We start from the raw sequence: 15,065 nt of genomic DNA, 5'->3' as shown, positions 1-15,065 counted from the left end.
CCACGGCCGCCTTGCTTACCCCCCCCACAAACGCGGGCAGGCCTAAATACGGGTAGCCCCCCGGGCCCCGGGCCTTTGGCCGCAACCCGCCAAACGGCCCGGGTAGGCGCTACCCGCAGTACGCGCCCGTGCTGGCGCTGTGTACCAGCTTGGCGTACTTTGCCAGGACGCCCTTGGTGTACCTAGCCGGCAACGGCTCCCAGCCCACCTTGCGGGTTTCGAGCTCTGCTTCGTCCACCAGCAGGTCGAAGCTGCGGGCGGCGATGTCCACGCGGATCCGGTCGCCGTCCTTCACGAAGGCGATCGGGCCGCCGTCGACTGCTTCAGGAGCAACGTGGCCGATGCACAGGCCAGTGGTGCCGCCGGAGAAGCGGCCGTCGGTGAGGAGCAGGACGTCCTTGCCGAGGCCTGCACCCTTGATGGCGCCCGTAATGGCAAGCATCTCGCGCATGCCGGGGCCGCCCTTGGGGCCTTCGTAGCGGATGACCACAACGTCGCCGGCGTGGATCCGGCCGTTGTCAAGGGCATCCAGGGCACCCTGCTCGCGCTCAAAGACGCGTGCAGTTCCTTCAAAGACGTCGGCGTCGAACCCGGCGCTCTTCACCACTGCGCCCTCGGGGGCCATGGTGCCGTGCAGGATGGTGATGCCGCCGGTCTTGTGGATGGGGTTGTCCAGCGCGCGGAGGATCTTGCCGTCGACGTCCGGGGGGTTGATCGCATCGAGGTTCTCGGCGACAGTCTTGCCCGTGACGGTGAGGCAGTCGCCGTGCAGCAGGCCGGCGTCGAGCAGTGCCTTCATGATCACGGGCACGCCGCCGATCTTGTCCACGTCAGTCATGACGTAGCGGCCGAAGGGCTTCAGGTCGCCAAGGTGCGGGATCTTGTCGCCGATGCGGTTGAAGTCATCGAGGGTCAGCTCGACTTCGGCCTCCCGGGCGATGGCCAGCAGGTGCAGGACGGCGTTGGTGGAGCCGCCGAAGGCCATGGTGACGGCGATGGCGTTCTCGAAGGCCTTCTTGGTCATGATGTCGCGCGCAGTGATGCCCTCGCGGAGCAGGTTGACCACCGCTTCGCCGGACTTCCGGGCAAATTCATCACGACGGCGGTCTGCCGAGGGAGGGGCAGCGGAACCGGGCAGGGACATACCCAGGGCCTCGCCGATGCAGGCCATGGTGTTGGCCGTGTACATGCCGCCGCAGGCGCCTTCGCCCGGACAGATGGCCTTTTCGATGCGGGTCAGGTCCTCCATGCTCATCTTGCCGGCGGCACAGGCACCGACCGCCTCGAAAGCGTCGATGAGCGTGACTTCCTTTTCGGAGCCGTCCTCAAGCTTTACCCAACCGGGCATGATGGAGCCGGCGTAGAGGAACACGCTGGACAGGTCCAGGCGGGCTGCTGCCATCAGCATTCCCGGGAGGGACTTGTCGCAGCCGGCCAGCAGGACGGAACCGTCGATGCGCTCTGCCTGCATCACGGTTTCAACGGAGTCGGCAATGACTTCACGCGAAACCAGCGAGAAGTGCATGCCCTCGTGGCCCATGGAGATTCCGTCCGAGACGGAGATGGTGCCGAACTGCATGGGGAACCCACCTCCCGCGTGGACGCCTTCCTTGGCGCCCTGGGCAAGGCGGTTAAGGGAAAGGTTGCAGGGGGTGATTTCGTTCCAGGAACTCGCGACGCCGACCTGGGGCTTGGCGAAGTCGTCATCGCCCATTCCCACCGCGCGGAACATGCCGCGTGCGGGGGCGGCGTGGATGCCGTCGGTTACTACCCGGCTGCGGGGTTTGATGTCAGGCTTGTTGTCGGTCGCGATCTGGGTGTCCTCACTCATAGGGGAAAGTCTATGGCTCCGTATGACGGCGCAACGACAAGCCAGGACCGGTAAAGCGCAAAATCGGGAATATTTCGTTCAAATAGTGGACTTGTATCTCAAATAGTGAGATGGGCGGCTGCCCCCCTCCCCTACTGTGGGGTTGATCACGCGCCATTTTGCTTCCCTGCAGGACCAGAACCCGGCTCCTGATTTGTGGATGGGCCCTTCTCACCCTCCCGACGCCCTGAATGCAGAGTTCCGGCAGGTCAAAGTGCTGGACAGCGATGATGACCCGACGTAGCGTCGGAGAAAGTGCACCTTGCCATCCGACTGAAGGACCCGCCATGGAAGTTGTCTTATTGATCATCCTGCTCGCTGTGATTGCAGGTGTTGTGTGGTGGCGGGTGAAGGCGAAAAACTCCGCCGCGGCATCCGGGGACGCCGGACAGGCCGGCACGACCAGCACCGCCGGAGGGACGCACACTGAGGGTGCACTGTCCGGCGGCAACGCAGCGGCTTCGGCCGAAGCAGCCGCGACCACTGGCGTTGCCGGTGCCGTCGGATTCGGCCGCCCGGCCGAACCCGTACCGCCCACCACCGCCGCAGAAGAGCCGGCCGCGGCTGCCGACCGGCCAGAGCCCAGCGCCACAGGTTCTTCCGCCGTGAGCGCCGGCGCGGCCACGGGCAGCACCGAAGCCGGAACTGGCACCGGCGCGGCGACGGGCGGTACTGAAGGCGTTCCGCATGAGGAACGCCGCCGCCAGGATGCCGCTGAATGGGAAACCCAGTGGTCGGAGGCGTCTGGGCCTGCGCACCCCCACAACGGACCTGCGCAGCCCCACGATGGAACAGGCCACCGGGAAGGTGCCGCACCGGCGTCGGCCGCTGATGCCGCCTCCTCCGGGCAAGGGCAGCCAGCGGGCCAAGCTCCGGTTCACCATCCGGAGTACACCGAACCCCAGGCCCCCACCCTGCCGGGCGCTGAGACAGCAGCTGTAGAGGACGCGGACGACGCAGGCCCCGGGGCGTCCTTTCCTGTCCCATCAGCGGGCACGTCCGGTCCCACGGAAACCGAAGCGAATGCGGCCCCCGCGGGCATCCGCCTCCCCAGCAATGCCGGAGCAACCGAGACCCAGGACCGGACGCAGTCCTCAGCGTTGGTGGAAACCGGGGCGGACCACACCCAGAGCCCGCTGGGCGGCGATGCCCCGGCCGTGCAGGAGCAGGAGGCAAGCCGGGAGCAGCCGGCCGTGCAGGAGCCACCTGCAGGGCACCTCGCGGCGGAGCAGCCGTACGGCGAGGGCTCGGCGTCTGCCGCCGCCGACGGCAGCGGGCCAGCGGACCTCACTGTGAAGGGTGTCGCCGGCGAGATGGTCTACTACGAGGAGGGACACCCCGAGTATGAGCAGGCCAGGGCTGAAGTGTGGTTTGAATCGGCCGCCCACGCCGAGGCTGCGGGGTTCAGGGCGCCACGGCGGAGGCGGATCTAGCAGGACGCGCCCAGGCGGGCCGGCCCGCCTGGGCGCTGCGCTGGCTGCGGCCACCGCGTCCCTGGCCCTGCTCCTGGCAGCGTGTACCGGCAACCCGGATGGAACGCCCACCGGCAGCGACGGGTCCCTGGGGACGCCCACGGGCCCTGCCCCGGAAGTGTCCCGGCGGATGGACCTCCAACTGAGCATCCCCTGGGCCGCGGTGTTTATGCCCGACGGCACTGCGATCATTTCGGAGCGCGACAGCGCCATGCTCAAAGCTGTGCGCGCTGGGGAAGCCAGCACCGTGGGCGAAGTGCCCGGCGTCGTGCCGGGCGGAGAAGGCGGCTTGCTGGGACTCGCGCTTTCCCCCGGCTTCGCGTCAGACCGATTCCTCTACGCCTACTTCACGGCCCAGGCCGACAACCGCATAGCCCGCCTTCGATTGGAAACGGCCGGCGACGGAAGGCTGGCCCTGGGGGAACCGGAAGTGATCTTCACGGGGATTCCAAAGGCCTCCACGCACAACGGCGGAAGGATCCGGTTTGGGCCGGACGGCTTCCTTTATGTCGGGACGGGCGACTCCCAGCGCCGGGACCAACCACAGGACCCGGAAGCCCTCGGCGGCAAGATCCTTCGCCTGACCTCCGACGGCGGACCGGCACCTGGCAACCCCTTCGGCAACGCCGTCTATAGTCTCGGGCACAGAAACGTCCAGGGTCTGGCATGGGACAGCGACGGACGGCTTTGGGCCAGTGAGTTCGGGCCGGACGTAAATGATGAGCTGAACCTGATAGTGGCCGGTGGAAACTACGGGTGGCCGGCGGTCACCGGCGCCCCGCACAGGCCGGAATTCCGGGACGCAAAAGTTGTCTGGCCGTCCACCGGCGAGTCCTCCCCCAGCGGCCTGGAGATAGCCGGCACAACGGCGTACCTGGGGGCACTTCGCGGCCAGCGGATGTGGACGGTTCCCATCGCCGGTGAAGAGACCGGAACTCCTGTGGCCCATTTCACACGCGAGTACGGGCGGATACGGGACGTCGTGCGGACGCCCGACGGCGGTTTTTGGCTGCTCACCAACAACGAAAACCCTGATTTTGTGCTGGTTCTGCCTCCTCCGAATTAGGCAGGGGGCACCCATGGGCCTCGATTTCACATGCACCGGAACTTCGTGTAGAGTTTCATGTCGTTGCGGAGATCAACGGGGAAACAAAAAGCCCCAAACGATTGAAACAAAAGATGCACCTCTAGCTCAATTGGCAGAGCAATTGACTCTTAATCAATGGGTTCCGGGTTCAAGTCCCGGGGGGTGCACCACTGGGAAAACAGCTCCTGGCTTGCGGAAACGCGGGCCGGGGGCTGTTTTGTTTTGTCAGCCATTTAGTGCGGGGCGGCCCGCCGAGCACCCCTTCGGCCTCCTCAGGAATTAGAGGGGGCTGACCGATGACTGGATAAAAGATAAGGCGTGACCTCAACTTCAAAAGAAGTTGGGGTCACGCCTGGACGCAGGCCGCACGAAACGCACAGCGACGCTTAGGGCGTCATGGACGGGTTTTCCAGGAGCGCTCCGGTTGTTGATGATCCGAACTGGCTGGCCAACTCCCGGACAACTGCCTTAAGTTCCTGCCGCAGGACATCGGGGTCAATGGTGGCGGCTGCCAGGACTGTACGCTCCATTTCCACCGCCGCTGCAACGGCTTCCTTGCCCCGCTCAGTGAGCGATACCACATGACTTCTACGGTCAGACGTGCTGCGAACCCGTGCGATGTGGCCGTGGGACTCCAGCCTGCTGAGGGTTTTGCCCATGGTCTGGGCCTGGACACGCACGTATTGGGCAAGCTGCGCCTGGGTCATGGGTCCCTGCGCGTTGAGAACCTCGATGGCAATAACACCCGCATGCGTGAGGCCAATGGCCCCGAGTTTTTCGTTCCAGGAGTGTTCGACGAGGCGCGCAGCAGTGGACAAGAGGCGCCCTGTGGGCCAGTGATCCATATCAGGCATAGCAGCAAGTATAGCCAAGTGTCGATTAGCACTGGTCCGGACGGCTTACTAGGCTGGTGTGTCCCGCCTGCAACAAGGAGAAAAACATTGGCTGACAGACTCGTAACCGGTGACACGGCGCCCCCATTCATGCTCAAGGATGCAGCCGGTAACGACGCTGGCCTGGCACCGCGCCCGGGCCGCCACACCATCGTCTACTTCTACCCCGCAGCTGCAACACCCGGGTGCACCAAGGAAGCCTGTGACTTCCGGGACAACCTTGCCTCACTGCAGTCAGCCGGATACGACGTCCTGGGCATCTCCCCCGACCCGGTGGAGAAACTCGCAAAGTTCGCCGCCAAGGAAGCCCTCAGCTTTCCGTTGCTCTCGGACGAGGACCATGCCATTGCGGAGGCCTATGGGGCCTGGGGTGAAAAGAAAAATTACGGCAAAACCTACGAGGGCCTCATCCGCTCCACCATCGTGGTGGATCCGGACGGCAAAGTGGCGCTCGCCCAATACAACGTCCGCGCCACGGGACACGTGGCGAAGCTCCGCCGGGACCTGAAGCTGGACGCCTGACCTGACGGCTGCTGACGCAGGCCCCGCCTGCGCGACGCTACAATAAAACTGGCATCCGGCGTCGTACGTTATCCAGCCCTGTTGACGGCTTGGGAAACGCTGCCGGGCCAAGCGCGAGTGGTGAAATTGGCAGACACGCAGGATTTAGGTTCCTGTGCCTTCGGGCGTGGGGGTTCAAGTCCCCCCTTGCGCACATTGGAAAGAAGAGATCCTCCGGCTCCGGCCGGGGGATTTTTTCCGTTAAAGCCTGCGGGGTTCGCCGCGCATCCGCAGGCGACATGCCGACAAACCGCAGTCCGCCCAAAAACTTCGTGACGTTTGACCCATCCGTATTCGTGCAACTCCCGAATACCCATTGAGACACCAGCCAAGGGCAGGTGCCCACCAGCCAGATGCCACGTAAGCCCCGGACATCCTGTCCGCGGCCGGCGAAACGCTAAACCCCAAGGAGAACCGAAATGCAGACAATCAAGCGCACAACTTTCACGGTCGCAGGCGTCGCGGCTGCAGCTCTGCTCAGCCTCACGGCGTGTGGCGGCTCGGCCGGCACCTCAAGTTCCTCCGCCCCGGCTGCCGCACCGTCGGCCTCCAGCATGGCCCCCTCGCCGTCAGCCAGCTCCTCGGCCGCTGCCATGGATCCGGCCGCGAACCTCGTGGGCCCGGGCTGTGCAGGCTATGCCGAGCAGGTTCCCAGCGGCGCGGGCTCCGTTGAAGGCATGGCACTGGACCCGGTGGCCGTCGCGGCATCCAACAACCCCATTCTGACCACCCTGACTTCCGCCGTCTCCGGCAAGCTGAACCCGAAGGTGGACCTCGTGGACACCCTCAACGGGGACGAGTTTACGGTCTTCGCACCCGTTGATGACGCTTTCGCGAAAATCGACCCGGCCACCATCGAAACGCTGAAAACGGATGATGCGCTCCTGAGCAAGATCCTCACGTACCACGTGGTTCCGGGCCAGATCACTCCTGACCAGATTGCCGGCACCCACGCCACCGTCCAAGGCGGTTCCGTTACGGTTACCGGCAGCGGTGACGCCCTTAAGGTTGACGACGCCAACGTGATCTGCGGCGGTGTCAAGACGAAGAACGCCACGGTCTACCTGATCGACTCGGTGCTGATGCCCCAGTAATCCGGTCATGGCTGAACCGGGGCCTGATCCTTGAGGATCGGGTCCCGGTTTGCGTTTTCCGGGCTTGCACCGCGGGCCTCCGGAAACGGGATTAGGGGTCAACTAGACTGGGTCCGGCCCGCAGTCGGCGGCGCCGGCAAGATCCAGAGGTGATAAACGAGTGCCCAGCAGTCCTTCGCGGCGGACCGTCCTAACAACCGGCGCCGTCCTCCTGGCGTTGAGCGTCACCTCGTGCACGGGCGCCCCAGCCCCTTCCCCGTCGTCATCCACACCAACCCCCAGCGCCGCGCCTGAACCCACGGCAACCTTCAACTTCGGCACCGCAGTGCAGCCGCTGGGCCTGGACCCGGCGCTGTCCAGCGATGTTGAGTCCCAGCGCATCACCCGGCAGATCCTCGAGGGACTGGTGGGCGTGGACCAGACCACCGGCAAACCCACTCCGCTGCTCGCCACGGAATGGAGCGAATCAAACGAGGGCCGGACGTACACCTTCAAGCTCCGCAGCGGTGTCACCTTCCAGGACGGCACCCCGTTCAACGCCGACGCAGTGTGCACTAATTTCAACCGCTGGTTTGCCTTCTCCGCAGACCTGCGCCGGCAGGCCCCCGGCAGCTCGTTCCAGGGCGTGTTCAAGGCGCACTCGGACGAGGCCGGGCTGTCCATCTTCAAAAGCTGCACCGCGTTGTCCGCCGACACCCTGCAGATCGACCTCACGCAGCGCTTCACCGCATTCCTGCAGGCGCTGACCCTTCCCGCCTTCGCCATCGCCTCCCCAGCAGCCCTGGCCGCAGGCAACGCCGATGTACTGAACCAGAACCGCGGCGGGCAGGCCATGTCCGCCTTCGGCGCCAATCCGGTGGGGACGGGTCCGTTCAGTCTGAAGTCCTGGGACGAAGGCAGCGTGACCCTGGCCGGCAATCCGTCCTACTGGGGGGAACGCGGCCAGATTGCCACCATCAACTTTGTGGCCTACAACCACCCGCAGGCGCGCCTTCAGGCACTGTTGGACGGCAGGATCGATGGATACGACGCTGTGACGGTGGGCAACTTCGACCAACTGGTCAAACGCGGCAAACAGATAGTTCAGCGCGATCCGTTCTCGGTGATGTACTTAGGGCTCAACCAGGAGATTCCCATCCTGCAGAACCTGAAAGTCCGGCAGGCCATCGAGTTGGCGATCGACAAAGAGACGTTGATCCGGAAGTTCTTCATCGATAACACCGCCGCGGCCACACAGTTTGTCCCGCCGAAAATCAGCGGGTTCAACAATGACGCCCCTGCACTGGGCCACGACCCCGCCAAAGCCAAGGAGTACCTCAAGGAGGCCGGTTACGCCGGTGAAGCGCTGAGGTTCTACTACCCCCTGAACGTCACCCGGCCGTACCTGCCCACCCCGGAAAAGGTTTACGCCGAAGTTAGCCGGCAGCTGACCGCGGCAGGGTTCAACATCCAGCCTGTACCGGTGGACTGGTCCGAAGGCTACCTCCAGAAGGTCCAGTCCCCGGGCGACCATGCGCTCCACCTTCTGGGCTGGAACGGCTCATACTCGGACGCCGACAACTTTGTTGGCCCCCTCTTTGGGGAGAAGAACGGCGAGTTCGGCTACCACGATCCCCAGGTCTTCTCGAAGATCAACCGGGCACGAGGGTTGCCGGAGGGAGAAGAACGCGATGAGCAGTATCACACCATCAATGCCCAAATCGCGGCATCCGTCCCCGCGGTGCCCATCGCTTTCCCCATCTCCGCACTGGCTCTCTCGGACCGGGTGGTCAGCTATCCGGCGTCGCCTGTCTTAAACGAAGTTTTCACTAAAGTGCAACTGAAGCCTTGACGGGCCAGCCCAATTTCAGTAGTAGGGCTGCCCGGGGATATTCTGTGACAGCCAGAGCCGCTGCAATCGGAGACTGATCGTGACCTTCATTTCCAAGACCCCACATGCCGACGTCGTCCTGATTGGCGGCGGCATCATGAGCGCCACGCTGGGGGCATTCATCAAGCAGCTGGAGCCGAACTGGACCATCTCCATGTTCGAGCGGCTGGACGAGCCGGGGCTGGAAAGCTCCGGACCATGGAACAACGCAGGAACCGGCCACGCCGCGCTCTGCGAGCTCAACTACTCCCCCGCAGCCAAAGACGGCTCAGTGGACCCCACCAAGGCACTGCTCATCAACGAGCAGTTCCAGCTTTCCCGCCAGTTCTGGTCACACCTCGTGGACCAATCCCTGATCGGGTCTCCCAAGGGCTTCATCAACACCGTGCCCCACATGAGCTTTGTGATCGGCGAGCCGAACACGAAGTTCCTGAAGACCCGCTATGAGGCGCTGAAACCGCACGCCCTCTTCCGCAGCATGGAGTACTCCGAGGACCACGGCCAGATCGGCAAGTGGGCTCCGCTGATCGTCAAGGGGCGCGATCCCAAGGAGCGGATCGCGGCTACCCGCGCTGCCGAAGGCACAGATGTGGACTTCGGGGCACTCACCAAGGAGCTGACCACCTACCTGGGGAACAACGGCGTCGAAATCAACTACGGCCACGATGTCACAGGCATCTCCAAGGCGTCCGACGGCGGCTGGAACCTTTCGCTCAAACACCCCAGGTCCGGGGAACACAGCAAGATCCACGCAAAGTTTGTGTTCGTGGGCGCCGGCGGCGGCGCGCTGCACCTGCTCCAGGCTTCCGGCATTCCGGAAAGCAAGGGCTACGGCGGCTTCCCGGTTTCCGGGCAGTTCTTCCGCTGCACGGACGAGACCCTGGCGGCGCAGCACAGCGCCAAGGTTTACGGCCAGGCCTCCGTAGGAGCTCCTCCCATGTCCGTGCCGCACCTGGACACCCGATACGTCAACGGCAAGCGTTCTCTGCTGTTCGGCCCCTACGCCGGGTTCTCCACCAACTTCCTGAAGAGCGGCTCCTACCTGGACCTGCCGCTGTCCATCCGGCCCGGCAACATCATCCCCATGCTGGCCGTTGCCAAGGACAACATGGACCTCACGGCCTACCTGGTCAAGGAAGTGGCGAAGAAGCACGCCGACAAGGTGGAAGCCCTTCGCGAGTACTACCCGGAGGCCAAGGCAGGCGACTGGGAACTCATTACGGCCGGACAGCGTGTACAGATCATTAAGAAAGACCCGCAAAAGGGCGGCGTCCTTCAGTTCGGCACTGAAGTCATCGCCGGCCGGGACGGCTCCATCGGCGCACTCCTGGGGGCTTCCCCCGGAGCCTCCACCGCGGTGCCCATCATGATCGAACTGCTGCGGAAGGCCTTCCCGAAGAACTTCAAGGGCTGGCAGTCCAAGCTCAAGGACATGATGCCCGGCTACGGCGTCAAGCTCGACGACAACCCGGAACTTGCGGTGGAGCTCGAAAGGGCGACTGCCAGGTCCCTTCAGCTGGAGAGCGTTTCCGCCGGCCACTGACCCCTTCCGGGGTTAGTGTCCGGCTTCCGGCACACAACAGTTTCGCCAAAACCCCACAGGAGACCGATTCGATGTTCCGGCTGGCACAACTCTCACTTGCAAACCGGGCATTGATCGCACTGATCACCGTTTTCGCTTCCGTCTTCGGCGTGATCACCATGTCGTCACTGAAGCAGGAACTCATCCCTTCGATCGAGTTCCCCCAGATCACGGTACTGACAGCCATGCCGGGCGCGTCCCCGGAGGTGGTGGACAAGCAGGTCAGCGGGCCGCTGGAGACTGCGCTGAACGGCGTGGAGGGGCTGGAATCCACCTCCTCCACGTCGCGCAACGGCGTCTCCCAGATCACCATGGTCTTCACGTACGGCTCCAACCTGGACCGGGCCCGGAACCAGATCGACCGGGCCATCTCCAACGCCAAACGTTCCCTGCCTGAAGACGTACAGCCGCAGGCTTTTGCCGGCAGCATCAACGACTTCCCCATCGTGTTCCTGGCGGTGTCCTCGGACAAATCGCTCAGCGATCTAAACGCGGACCTCCAGCGGCTGAGCGTGCCCCGGCTGCAGAAGATCGACGGCGTCCGGGGCGCCGACGTGACCGGCGGCGCCACCCAGCACATCGAGATCCTTCCCCGCCCGGAAGCCATGGCTTCCGCCGGAGCGACCATCACCTCCCTCCGCGACGCGTTGGGCACCAACGGCACCCTCGTTCCGGCCGGCACCCTTGAGGAGCAGGGCAAAACACTGTCCCTGCAGATCGGCAGCCCTGTCGATTCACTGGACGCCATCAAGGCACTGCCCATCGCGGGGGCGAAAAACGCCGCCACCCTCGGTTCCGTGGCCGACGTTTCCCTTAAAGACGACGAGCGCACCTCCATCACGCGGACCAACGGCGAAGAGACGCTCGCCGTCTCCGTCACCAAGAAGCCCGAAGGTGACACGGTAGGCATCTCGCATGCCGTACGTGGCACGCTTGGCGAGCTGGAGGCCGAACTGGGATCGAACGCGAAGTTCACGCCGGTGTTCGACCAGGCCCCGTTCATCGAAAAATCCATCAAGGACCTCACCACCGAGGGCCTGCTGGGACTGGGCTTCGCCGTCGCCGTCATCCTGGTGTTCCTGATGTCTGCCCGCTCCACGCTTGTGACTGCCGTGTCCATCCCGCTCTCGCTGCTCATCACGTTCATCGGCCTGTCCGCCACCGGGTACTCGCTGAACATCCTCACGCTCGGGGCGCTCACCATTGCTATCGGCCGGGTAGTGGACGACTCGATCGTGGTCATCGAAAACATCAAGCGTCATCTCAGCTACGGGGAAGACAAAGTCACCGCCATCCTGACAGCCATCAGGGAAGTGGCCGGCGCCATCACAGCCTCCACCCTCACCACCGTGGCGGTCTTCCTCCCCATCGCTTTCGTGGGCGAACTGGCGGGCGAGCTATTCAGGCCTTTCGCACTCACAGTCACCATGGCCTTGCTGGCCTCCCTGCTGGTCTCGCTGACCATAGTTCCGGTGCTCGCCTACTGGTTCCTGCGTAATCCCGGATACAGCCCGGGCAGCGACGCCGCCAACCGGAACGCGGCCGAGGCACGGGCCAAAGCGTTGGAAGCGGAACAGCGCAGCAGGCTGCAGCGGGGCTACCTGCCCATCCTCTCTAAGACACAGAAGCATCCCGTCATCACCCTCGTGGCCGCCGCCCTGGTCCTGGGAGCCACCGCCGCCATGACGCCGCTGCTGGCCACGAACCTGCTGGGCAACTCCGGCCAGAACAGCCTGACTGTCCGCCAGGTACTCCCGGCCGGCACCAGCCTCCCGGACACCAGTGCCGCAGCCATCCGCCTCGAGGGGGTGCTGCGCGGGATCGACGGCGTCCGCGACGTCCAGCTGACGTCCGGCAATGCCCAGGCTGGTTTTGCCGCACTTACCTCTACCGGTTCCTCGAATTCCACCTTCACGGTGGTGACGGATGAGAAGGCGGACCAGGAGCAGCTGCAGGAGACCGTGCGGAACGAGCTGACAAAGGTCCCCGACTCCGGGAAGATTTCGGTGGGCACCCAGCAGGGCGGCTTCGGCACCTCGTCAACGGTGGACATCACCATCAAGGCCGCCACTACGGCAGACCTGCAGGCAGCAAGCGACGCCATGGTCGAGGCCATGACGGGCGTCCCGGGCACCAGTGAGGTGGCAACCAACCTTGCCGCCAGCCAGCCGGTGGTACAGGTGAAAGTAGACAGGGCGAAAGCTGTGGCCGCCGGCCTTAACGAAGAACAGGTGGCCGGGGTACTCGCCTCGACCATCAGCCCCATCCCCGCCGGAACCGTCCGGATCGACACCAACGACTTTCCCGTCCAAATCGGCCAGGGCACCAGGTTCACAAGCATCGATGCCGTCCGCAGCGTCCCGCTGCCGGCCGCGGGCGCCCCCGTGACGCTGGGCAGCATCGCCTCCGTGGAACAGGTGGACGTGCCGGTATCCATCACGGCCAGCAACGGCCAGCGCACGGCGCGCGTCTCCGTGACGCCGTCGGAATCCAACCTCGGTGCGGTCAACGCGGAGGTGCAAAAACGCCTCGAAGGGGTGCAGCTGCCGGCGGGTGTCACCGCGGAACTCGGCGGCGCCACTACCCAGCAGCAGGAGTCCTTCCAGCAACTCGGGCTTGCCCTGCTGGCCGCGATCGCCATCGTGTACGTGATTATGGTGGCCACGTTCAAGTCGCTCATCCAGCCGTTGATCCTGTTGGTCTCGGTGCCTTTTGCGGCCACCGGAGCCGTGGTCCTGCTCCTGGCAACGGGGGTTCCGCTGGGGCTGCCTTCGTTGATCGGCATGCTGATGCTGGTGGGAATCGTGGTCACGAACGCCATTGTGCTCATCGACCTCATCAACCAGTACCGGCAGCCACGGGATGGGCGGCCGGGAATGAACGTGGCTGATGCGATCACGCATGGCGCCCGCCAGCGTCTCCGCCCGATCCTGATGACGGCCTTGGCCACCGTCTTTGCCCTCACCCCCATGGCGCTGGGCCTTACCGGTGGCGGAGGTTTCATCTCCCAGCCGCTGGCCGTGGTGGTCATCGGCGGCCTGATCTCCTCCACCGCCCTCACCCTGGTGCTGGTCCCTGTGCTCTACCGCCTCGTGGAAGGCCGCCGCGAACGGAAAGCATTGCTCCGGGAACTGCAGGAACGCCCGGAGTTTGGGGCCGGCGCGGATGTGGACGACGAGTTCCGGGATTGGACCACGGGCATGGTCCCCAAGGTCAGCGGGCGCCGGGCCGCACCCGGAAGCCCCGAGTAAACTACAGCGGAATAATTTCCGGCCGGCAGCGTTGTACCCGGCGATAGATGCAAATGCATCTAAATTGGCCTATACTGGAATCCAGGCCAGCAAGTGCAAGCAACGGAAGGGCACATCATGCAGATCGGTGTTTTCAGCGTCAGCGACATCACCCAGGATCCCACCACGGGCCGGATCCCCACCGAGAACGAGCGCATCAAGGCCTCGGTCGCCATCGCCAAAAAGGTCGAGGAAATCGGCATGGATGTCTATGCCCTGGGCGAGCACCACAACCGGCCCTTCTTTTCCTCCTCCCCCACCACCACCCTTGCCTACATCGCGGCGCAGACCGAACGCATCACCCTGTCCACGGCCACCACACTGATCACCACCAATGATCCGGTGAAGATCGCCGAAGACTTCGCGATGCTCCAGCACCTGTCCGACGGCCGGGTGGACCTGGTCCTGGGCCGCGGCAACACGGCTCCCGTATACCCGTGGTTTGGCAAGAACATCCAGGACGGCGTGGAGCTGGCGATTGAAAACTACAGCCTGCTGCGCAAGCTGTGGGACGAGGACACCGTGAACTGGTCCGGCAAGTTCCGCACCCCGCTGCAGAACTTCACCTCCACCCCCCGTCCGCTCGACGGCGTCGCCCCCTTCGTCTGGCACGGCTCCATCCGCACCCCGCAGATCGCGGAGGTGGCTGCCTACTTCGGCGACGGCTTCTTTGCCAACAACATTTTCTGGCCGAAGGAGCACTACCAGCAGCTGATCGGGCTCTACCGTGAGCGCTACGAGCACTACGGCCACGGCAAGGCAGACCAGGCGATTGTGGGCCTGGGCGGACAGTTCTTTATGCGGAAGAACTCGCAGGACGCCGTCAAGGAGTTCCGCCCCTACTTCGATAACGCTCCGGTTTACGGGCACGGGCCGTCCCTGGAGGATTTCACGTCCCAGACGCCGCTGACCGTTGGCAGCCCGCAGGAAGTCATCGAGAAGACCCTGACGTTCCGGGACTACTTCGGCGACTACCAGCGGCAGCTGTTCCTGATCGACCACGCAGGCCTGCCGCTGAAAACCGTGCTGGAGCAGCTGGACCTCTTCGGCGAAGAAGTCCTGCCCGTCCTGCGCAAGGAATACGCGGCCCGCAAGCCGGCACACGTTCCCGGGCCCCCCACCCACGCCGGCCGGGTGGCTGCACTGCTCGCTGCCCAGGACACTCAGGTCCAGGACGCCGAAAAGTCCGCGGCGGAGGCGTGATGGCAGGCAAGAGTACAGAGTCGCCGGTCCGCCTCGCGGCGGAAACCTGGGAATCGCTGTTCCGGGCCCAGGTGGCAGTGATGCGCAAGCTGCAGGCCGGCCCGGCCTTCCGGAAGCTCGCGGTGAACGAGTATGACGTCCTG

Annotated in this window: 10 protein-coding genes and 2 tRNA genes; 10 read left to right on the top strand and 2 right to left on the bottom strand. The window is 64.5% G+C overall.

Annotation, left to right across the window (positions count from 1 at the left end):
- Nucleotides 1-109: 109 nt before the first annotated feature.
- Nucleotides 110-1,831, bottom strand: a complete 1,722-nt coding sequence (ilvD, locus tag ACFVYC_RS02645) for a dihydroxy-acid dehydratase (RefSeq protein ID WP_387546244.1) — start codon at nucleotides 1,829-1,831, stop codon at nucleotides 110-112.
- Nucleotides 1,832-2,157: 326 nt separating this feature from the next.
- Here ilvD and ACFVYC_RS02640 point away from each other — a divergent pair, with 326 nt between their 5' ends.
- The 3 genes from ACFVYC_RS02640 to ACFVYC_RS02630 all read left to right on the top strand — a co-directional run bounded on the left by ACFVYC_RS02640 (nucleotide 2,158) and on the right by ACFVYC_RS02630 (nucleotide 4,599).
- Nucleotides 2,158-3,303 (top strand): hypothetical protein, encoded by a 1,146-nt coding sequence (locus tag ACFVYC_RS02640; RefSeq protein ID WP_387546241.1) that lies wholly within the window; start codon nucleotides 2,158-2,160, stop codon nucleotides 3,301-3,303.
- Between the two features lie 169 nt (nucleotides 3,304-3,472).
- Complete coding sequence (locus ACFVYC_RS02635) at nucleotides 3,473-4,408, top strand: PQQ-dependent sugar dehydrogenase (RefSeq protein ID WP_387546239.1); 936 nt, start codon at nucleotides 3,473-3,475, stop codon at nucleotides 4,406-4,408.
- A gap of 115 nt (nucleotides 4,409-4,523) precedes the next feature.
- A tRNA-Lys gene (locus tag ACFVYC_RS02630) sits at nucleotides 4,524-4,599 on the top strand.
- Nucleotides 4,600-4,815: 216 nt separating this feature from the next.
- On the opposite strand, the gene ACFVYC_RS02625 is transcribed toward ACFVYC_RS02630, so the two are convergent.
- A complete protein-coding gene (locus ACFVYC_RS02625; RefSeq protein ID WP_387547107.1) occupies nucleotides 4,816-5,274 on the bottom strand; it encodes a MarR family winged helix-turn-helix transcriptional regulator in 459 nt (152 codons plus the stop codon).
- A gap of 96 nt (nucleotides 5,275-5,370) precedes the next feature.
- On the opposite strand from ACFVYC_RS02625, the gene bcp reads away from it, so the two are divergent.
- The 7 genes from bcp to ACFVYC_RS02590 all read left to right on the top strand — a co-directional run bounded on the left by bcp (nucleotide 5,371) and on the right by ACFVYC_RS02590 (nucleotide 14,922).
- Nucleotides 5,371-5,844: a thioredoxin-dependent thiol peroxidase gene (gene bcp, locus ACFVYC_RS02620; RefSeq protein ID WP_387546237.1), complete on the top strand. Its 474-nt coding sequence runs from the start codon at nucleotides 5,371-5,373 to the stop codon at nucleotides 5,842-5,844.
- 111 nt (nucleotides 5,845-5,955) lie between these two features.
- Nucleotides 5,956-6,037 (top strand) — tRNA-Leu (locus ACFVYC_RS02615).
- Nucleotides 6,038-6,302: 265 nt separating this feature from the next.
- Complete coding sequence (locus ACFVYC_RS02610) at nucleotides 6,303-6,977, top strand: fasciclin domain-containing protein (protein WP_387546235.1); 675 nt, start codon at nucleotides 6,303-6,305, stop codon at nucleotides 6,975-6,977.
- Between the two features lie 160 nt (nucleotides 6,978-7,137).
- The gene (locus ACFVYC_RS02605; protein ID WP_387546232.1) at nucleotides 7,138-8,808 is read left to right on the top strand and encodes an ABC transporter substrate-binding protein; all 1,671 of its coding nucleotides are present in this window, start codon (nucleotides 7,138-7,140) and stop codon (nucleotides 8,806-8,808) included.
- Nucleotides 8,809-8,887: 79 nt separating this feature from the next.
- Nucleotides 8,888-10,390: a malate:quinone oxidoreductase gene (locus tag ACFVYC_RS02600; protein WP_387546230.1), complete on the top strand. Its 1,503-nt coding sequence runs from the start codon at nucleotides 8,888-8,890 to the stop codon at nucleotides 10,388-10,390.
- Nucleotides 10,391-10,461: 71 nt separating this feature from the next.
- Nucleotides 10,462-13,680, top strand: coding sequence for an efflux RND transporter permease subunit (locus tag ACFVYC_RS02595; protein ID WP_387546228.1), 3,219 nt, complete (start codon nucleotides 10,462-10,464; stop codon nucleotides 13,678-13,680).
- A 117-nt stretch (nucleotides 13,681-13,797) separates the two neighbouring features.
- Nucleotides 13,798-14,922, top strand: a complete 1,125-nt coding sequence (locus ACFVYC_RS02590; RefSeq protein WP_387546225.1) for an LLM class flavin-dependent oxidoreductase — start codon at nucleotides 13,798-13,800, stop codon at nucleotides 14,920-14,922.
- Nucleotides 14,923-15,065 lie beyond the last annotated feature (143 nt).

It is taken from the genome of Pseudarthrobacter sp. NPDC058329 (genome assembly GCF_042879835.1).
Classification (GTDB): Bacteria; Actinomycetota; Actinomycetes; order Actinomycetales; family Micrococcaceae; genus Arthrobacter.
The sequence above is the reverse complement of the archived record's forward strand: the minus strand, read 5'-3'. Positions and strand labels throughout refer to the sequence as shown.

What these genes read in the sequence shown, in the direction of transcription:
- ilvD (WP_387546244.1), bottom strand. Translation starts at nt 1,831, where the DNA reads ATGAGTGAGGACACCCAGATCGCGACCGACAACAAGCCTGACATCAAA.
- ACFVYC_RS02625 (WP_387547107.1), bottom strand. Translation starts at nt 5,274, where the DNA reads ATGGATCACTGGCCCACAGGGCGCCTCTTGTCCACTGCTGCGCGCCTC.
- ACFVYC_RS02640 (WP_387546241.1), top strand. Translation starts at nt 2,158, where the DNA reads ATGGAAGTTGTCTTATTGATCATCCTGCTCGCTGTGATTGCAGGTGTT.
- ACFVYC_RS02610 (WP_387546235.1), top strand. Translation starts at nt 6,303, where the DNA reads ATGCAGACAATCAAGCGCACAACTTTCACGGTCGCAGGCGTCGCGGCT.
- ACFVYC_RS02595 (WP_387546228.1), top strand. Translation starts at nt 10,462, where the DNA reads ATGTTCCGGCTGGCACAACTCTCACTTGCAAACCGGGCATTGATCGCA.
- ACFVYC_RS02590 (WP_387546225.1), top strand. Translation starts at nt 13,798, where the DNA reads ATGCAGATCGGTGTTTTCAGCGTCAGCGACATCACCCAGGATCCCACC.
- ACFVYC_RS02635 (WP_387546239.1), top strand. Translation starts at nt 3,473, where the DNA reads ATGGACCTCCAACTGAGCATCCCCTGGGCCGCGGTGTTTATGCCCGAC.